General features: G+C 59.1%; 2 protein-coding genes. Both read right to left on the minus strand.

Features of this window, described 5'->3' with window-relative positions; all coding sequences use genetic code 11:
* Positions 1-57: 57 nt before the first annotated feature.
* Complete coding sequence (locus E1297_RS50940) at positions 58-3,369, minus strand: exodeoxyribonuclease V subunit beta (protein ID WP_155134862.1); 3,312 nt, start codon at positions 3,367-3,369, stop codon at positions 58-60.
* Positions 3,366-6,098 carry a PD-(D/E)XK nuclease family protein gene (locus E1297_RS05275; protein WP_196223200.1) on the minus strand — a complete coding sequence of 911 codons (2,733 nt, stop codon included), beginning with the start codon at positions 6,096-6,098 and terminating at the stop codon, positions 3,366-3,368. The genes E1297_RS50940 and E1297_RS05275 overlap by 4 nt, the downstream gene beginning before the upstream one ends.
* Positions 6,099-6,377: the final 279 nt, after the last annotated feature.

Raw genomic sequence — 6,377 nt, forward strand, 5'->3', positions numbered from 1 at the left:
TTAATGCCCGTTGCAGCCTGAGAAGCAAGAAGCATCACCCGAAAGGGTGGGGAGTAGTCACTCCTCAATGATGTCAACCTCCCCAGTCGTGACGTAGACGATCATCCCCCTGGAGGTGCCAGACATATCCATATAGGCCCTCAACTGCTCTCGATAGGCGGCACGGGACGATTTCGTCGGAGCAATGTCGCTCTTCCAATCAATCACGCCCTCCATGAAACCACCGTCATCCACCCATCCGCAGTCGGCACGCCCGAAACGCACGCGCTCCCCCTCGGGGCTCACGCACGCGTCACCCATGGAAAGCTCAGCATAAAGCCTGCCCTCAAGCCGCTTCACTTCCGGTATGGAGAAGGCCCTTGAGACCGTTTGCGCAATCTCCGCGGCATCCAGAACGATATCGGACGCTTCCCGCTGTCGCTCGACATACTGCCGACACACGATCCCGGATCGGGCATGCAGTTCTACGGGATCGAGAGACGTCTCACAGGTAATCACCTCTTCGATGAGCTTGTGCACGACATCGCCTCGATACCGACCACCCGTAATTTCGGGGCCGATATCCAGAGACGGAACAGCTACGATCATTTCGTCGATATCAAACTCTCTCAAGTCACGATGACCACCCTCCTTGCGGCTCGGCGACAGCCACTCGAGCTTCGGCAGGGAACTCACAATCCGGCCAGTCTCCTCACCAAACTGGCGCTCGTCCTCTCCGAACTCCGGTTCCGTCTCCGGAGAAACCTCCTTCACGTCTCCGACTTTTATCGGAGGCAGGTTTGCATGCCCGAGATCGACCACGGACGACCATGTCCGTCCCGAAACGTTCTTCTTCACGGGCAGGATCAAGAGGTCCCGCGCCCTCGTCGCCGCGACGTACCACAGTCGAACCTTCTCGGCCGCGATGGCATCCGTCTCCGCTTCGTAAGCCTCATCGTAACCCGCCGGATATACCCCGAGTAGAGGCATCGTGAAGAGACGGTTCTCGACATCGTACAGAACGCCGCGTCCGGTGCGCATCGGAGAACTGGTGTTGATCGGGATGACGACGGACCACTCCAGACCCTTGGAGGAATGCATCGTGATGATCGAAATCGCATCGTCCGAGGCGTCCGGTTTTCCTTCCACCTGACGCTCTCCGTCTTCCCACGAAGCCCGCATGGTGTCCGAGAAGGCTCTGATGCCGCGCACGCCGTAGGGACGGGAAAGATCCAGAAAGCGACCGACGTTCGCAAGCGTGCGCTCCGAGACACCCTTGTGCCTCAATCTCAGGACGGAGCGAAAATCGAAAAGCTCGACGGCTTCCGACAAGATCCCGTAAACGCTCGTACGAGGCGCTCTTTGATGAAGCCCACGAAGCTTTCTCAAGGCGTCCTTGAGGAGCGGATCGGAGACCAGTTCCGGATCTGTCTCGATCGTTAAACGCACCGGATGACCGCCTCCCTTCGTCGGAAGCGCCGCTGTCTCGTTCAAGAGAACCTCGTCCGTTAGGCCGACGACCGGGCCGCGCAGAAAGGACCCCAACGCGAGCGTATCCTCTTTATCAGCGAGAACACGCGTCAGGGCAATCAGATCCTGAACCTCCTGCCGCTGGAAGAAACCTTTGCCGGCCTGCGTCGAGACTTCCAGACCGACAGCTTCCAGGGCAGCCTCGTAACGCCACATCTCCGTCCCTGCGGGGGCAAGGAGGGCGATATCTCCCGGTCGGCAAGGTCGCATCTCCTCGCCGCCCTTCGCAGAAACCTTGTGCTGGGTGACGAGATGGGCGCAGAGCGCCGCGACCCGCACGGACTCCTCTGACCTTAAATCCTTCGATGTTCCCTCACTCTCGAGGGGGAACGACACCACCGACGGACCGCCGTTCCCGTCACCCCTGAAGGCGGACAGGCGAGAGAAACCGGGCTGATCGGCCTGGGACAAGGGAGCTTCGAATTTCTCATTCACGAATTCAAGGATAGCTGCCGAGGAACGGAAGTTCGTCGAAACCTCGAGAACACTGTCGGCGTTAAGAAGACGCATCTTCTCGCGCACCCCGACATACGTATCGACGTCGGCACCGCGAAAACGATAGATGGCCTGCTTCGGATCCCCCACAGCGAAGAACGAACCCGGCTTCGGATTTCCTTGCGCGTCGGTCGTCAGCCTGTCGAAAATCTCCACCTGAATGGGATCCGTGTCCTGAAACTCGTCGACCAGAACGTACTTGTAGCGATTTCCCACCGCTAGGCGGATGTTCTCCTTCTCCCGAAGCATCGTGACCGCGGCATACATGAGGTCGTCGAAATCAAGGAGCGCAGCCGCTCGTTTTGCAGCTCTGAAGCGCTCGACCAACGGGCGAACTTCCTCAGTCAGCCCCGCCAAGGCATGCCCCGCCGCACGACGGAGTACGTCGAGCATCGCCTCGGTGCAGCGCACGTACCAGTCGGTCGCCCGCTTGTTAGATTCGATGTGATCGAAGGAACTCCCCTTGAGAGCTGCCTTCCACTTTCCGCCGTACCTGTACTTTCGCACCGTTCCGGAATTGGTTAGTACCGATTCCTCCGGCCCCGCGGCGCAAATCTCGAGTGCGGCGGCGACACCTCCCTTCACCTGAACCGTCTTCCACACGGTGGACAGGCGTTCCAGCGCCTCGACGATTTCCCAAGTTTCGTCCTCGGCGTAATCTTTACCGTCGTTCGAGTCTCTGAAACCCTTCATGAATGCCTTGAACTCCGAAACGCCCTCGATGAAGGCCTGAAGCTCGTCGACGGGGAAACCCGAATCCACCATCTTCATGTCGCGGTGCGACCTGAGTATGGTCGAGATCGTTCGAACTGTCCGCATGGCGGCATCGGGATCGTAATCCACAAAAATTGGTAGCATCCCCGAACCGCGATGACTGTCTGTAAGGGTGTCACGCAGCCACTTTTCGAATACGTCCTCGAACAGGAGGTCAGCTTCGGCCGCGTCCGCCACGCGAGCACCCGGGTCGATGTCGGCATCCGCCGGATAGGGCTTGATGAGTTTTTGACAGAAACCGTGGATCGTCGAGCATGTAATCCTGTTCAGTTCGGCCAGAGCCGCCTTGAGATGTTCCTTCTGCCCCGCGCTCGCTCCCTCCGGGAACGCGACGGCCAGATCCGGCGTTATGTCGTCGGCAAGCACCGCCCTGATGAATTCGTTCACGCGTGCCAGAAGCTCGCCCGCAGCCATTTCCGTAAATGTAACCGCGACGATGTTCTTCGGTTCCGCGCCTTCGGCCATCAGGTAAACGACGCGGGCTGCCATGATTGACGTCTTGCCCGATCCCGCGCCCGCCTCGACCAGAAGCGAGGATGTCAGGTCGGTGATCGCCCGCACTCGAGCGTCATGATCCAGAAGTTTCGTCATTCACATTCCCAAATTTCAGTGGCCGGTCCAAGGGCTTCCGTAAAGGCATCCTTCTTGCGGGCCAGATAGTTCGCACGGGCGTTCGCCGGAAGCGCGAAGGCCATATCATTGAAGGATTGGAATGCATCCACCCCCGGCAGAGAGATGCCGTTCGCCAAACCCTCCTTCGCGAGGTTCAGCGCCCCGCTAACACGCGACAGGGTACTGGCGCTGTCGGACAGTCCGGCGTGAGCGATGTCAGAAGGATAGTAGAGGAGCGATTCCACTGTCTCGACCTTCTTAAGGAGCGCCTTGACCGCGAACTCATAGATGACCCGCTGCAATTCTTTGCCGCCATCGATTTGAATTTCGTTCAAGGAGTTCGGTGTTCTCCCGGACTTGTAGTCAATCGCGCGGGCCATCCTGCCGTCCGACGAAAGATCGAGACGATCGATCACGCCCGAAATACTGATGTTTGTGTTGGGGATGTTGAAGCGCTCCTGAATATCCCACGGCACCTTGGTCCGACGCTCCCGATCCGATCCGAACGGAACCTCCGCGAACGTCTTCTGTCCGCCCAAATCATCAAACCTGTTTTTTAGTGCCCGCACGCAGAAATTCACCGCCTTCTGCATCGACGCCTGCCAAATGAGGGCGGGCGGAACGGGTTGACCGATTTCGAAGCGCATGCCCACGGCGACGGCCGCGTGTTCGACCTCAGTCTCGATATTATCATCCGTAGCTTTGACGAGCCCACCGTGCTTTTCTAGAGCCTCGACGGCAATCTGAAGCATCCCGTGAACGATATTGCCGAATTGCCGCGCATCAAGTGTAATCGGCTCATCCTCGTATTCCGGCGCATTGAAGCCGAGAGCGTACTTCCACACGAAACCCTGCGGATCGCGAAGAAGTCGCCGGAGTGATGTCGGTGACTGCACGTTCGAAAGAGCGGCGGCCACCGCAGGATGGTTCGCGGCGATCAGGCCGTCATAACCCGACAGATCATTCGCCCTCCACGCCTTCCAACAAGTGGAGGCGGAGATCCCCCGGGGGGTCGCGGCGAATTCCGAAGGTCGCGAAAACAGTCTATCGCTTTCTCCGTAAGCATGCCGAGGCACCCCGTGAAGCCTCAAATACGTAGCGTTCCTGACGGCCAATCTCAGGTCATCGGCCAAAACGCCGACATCCTCGTCGAAAAGGGAACTCACACCCTGACGACGCCCCTCCATATCCCGGCGCGGCCACGAGAGGGTCAGGTCCTTTCTGGTCGTTTGAATGATCGTTATGAAGTCCGATTTATCGACCCGCGACAATGGGAAGGGGTCGAGCCTTTTGGCCGGAATCACGTGATCCGGGATAAGCGCATCCTCCGACCAGTTTCGGGGCCACCCTCTGGACGAAAGCCCCATGAGCCGAACGTGACCGCGCGGGCACGCCGCCAGATCTGAAGCAGGCATATAAGCAACCCGGTCCAGACCTAAGGTCCTATCCGCCTTGTCCTCCGCTTCGCGAAGACGCAAGAGAATACCGTCCAGAGACTCAGGTGGGCCATTGGAGAGTGCTCGCTCCCAGGTTATCGCGAAAAGCTTGGTCGCTTTCGCCGAAAACAAAATTCGCCCCGCCTCCTCGGCGGCATCCACCCCCCCGTCCAATAAACGAATAACGGGCATCATCACGTTCGCAATCTCGTCGCCATCTGACATGTGCTCGAACGCACGCTCCCACCGAACCACGCTGGTGAGACCCGCCGTGACGGGCAGGGCAGCAGCCCAATCCGAGTTCAGGTTCTCGAATGGACCGCCTTCGTGATATCCGACCAGTGCGACGAGCCGTCGCAAACGCTTCTGGGAAAGCCCCCGCAAAACGATGTCCGCGAGAGCCGCGCAGGCCTGACCCTCCCGGCTTCGCGCCACGGGAACACCGTGAACGAAATGAAGTCCCGGCTCGAAGCCCCGCGCGAGATCGTGAAGGTAGTCATCGTATTCCGGCGTCGAAACCGTCGCGATCGCGATGTCCGAGGCAGGAACTCCCTCCGACAGGAGTTTTCTCGCCCACCGGAGCGCCTCGACCGCTTCATGACGGGCGGTCGCGCAGGAATAGGCAGAAACAGCCGGACGCATGGCTTCGACGCGCTCGATTCGCACGGCCGGATCCAGCCATTCCGGAACCTCGGAGGTTCCCGCGTCCCAGACGACCTCCACGCCACCCTCGAGAAGTCCCGAGAGAAGCTCGCGCCAAACGGCATGAAGCTCCGTCATCCCTCGGAACCGAACCCTTCCGAAAATTGCATTAGCCGATTCTTTTCGCGCGAGCGCCAAACGAACGGCATCATTCGGAGGCAAGCTGCCGGATGGAAGGACGGCCCGGACGGCTCCGTCGAGAGCCAAAATGGCCTCGATCCGCTCGTCGCCGGAGAATTCTCTCATGTCGATGCCGGAGCGCCAGACACGCATCAGAGCAGAGGAGGCGGCGGAAGGGAAGCCAGGTAGGGTCTTGATGGAATTCAATTCGCCGAGATCGGTCTTCGGAACGACCTCGGACACGACGCGCCTCAACTCCGTCATCGTCACGACGGACAGGAAGCCACCCGCAAGTCTCGCAGCCAGATTCTCGATGGTCGTCACGTCCGATCCGATTGCCCCGGAACGGGCGACATCCAGCTGTTCCGACCTCATGGCCAGACGCCCTACGACAACGCGGGTCTCGCGATCGACGCGGCGACGGATTCTATCGGAAGCGGTATCGCTCAAGTGACGGTTCTCCATTGCATCTATATTTGTCAACACTATGGCTGGCCGAGACCTTTTTGGCAAGCGGGATATCAGCCCCGATCGAGGGTTGCGTTCGGATGTAGGTTAAGGTACAAAATGTCAACAATTAGCCGGGTGCCCGGCGAGAGAGACATTGTCAACAGAACGGAATACGAGGTCGACTGAGTCGATTACACTCCATGGAAAAAGACCCCACGAAGCATCACGAAGAAGAAAGGTGTCTACTTGCAGAAGCGCGGCAAACCCCTTCCTTCAGGG

The sequence above is a fragment of the Roseibium sp. RKSG952 genome (assembly GCF_009711355.1).

Bases quoted from the DNA above. Each gene is read 5' to 3' on its own strand.
- E1297_RS50940 (WP_155134862.1), bottom strand. From the start codon at position 3,369: ATGACGAAACTTCTGGATCATGACGCTCGAGTGCGGGCGATCACCGAC.